Here is a 464-nt window from a genome sequence, read left to right on the forward strand (position 1 = left end):
GTGTAGAACTTTCTGATTGGCCTGAAAACAGCAGCGAACGTGAAGTTTTTTACCAACAACTGCTTGGAAAAAACGCAGCTCAAATGAATGCCCATTGGGCGAGCTTATCCTTCTCAGGTAAAGCTCGTTATCCAAGAGAGATTAAATCGGCGTCCACCGAAACCTTGGTTGACTGGCTTGATGACAAGCCCAATCGAATTGGGTACGCCCCGCTCTCGACGCTCCCTGAAAATGCCAATGTTCTATACGTTATAAGCTCGGAGAAATAATATGAAAAAAATAATTACGTCAGTGCTATGTGCTTCAATTGCCTCTCCGGCTTTCGCTATTATTGAACTTACCGATAATTTTTCGTTAAGCGGATTTGGTTCTACTTCTTGGGCAACATCAGATAACGACTCCCCTTTAATCATCAACAATGGTTTTACCGATGAAAATTGTTATGACTGTGATACCACACTTGG

Annotated in this window: 2 pseudogenes; both read left to right on the plus strand. The window is 42.5% G+C overall.

The features are described 5' to 3' along the window. A pseudogene (locus AB4496_RS29760) lies at positions 1 to 269 on the plus strand (hypothetical protein); the annotation flags it as partial. Between the two features lies 1 nt (position 270). Beyond that, a pseudogene (locus AB4496_RS29765) lies at positions 271 to 464 on the plus strand (sulfate ABC transporter permease); the annotation flags it as partial.

Source organism: Vibrio sp. 10N.222.46.A1 (assembly GCF_041473595.1).
In the GTDB taxonomy this organism is placed as follows: domain Bacteria; phylum Pseudomonadota; class Gammaproteobacteria; order Enterobacterales; family Vibrionaceae; genus Vibrio; species Vibrio tasmaniensis_A.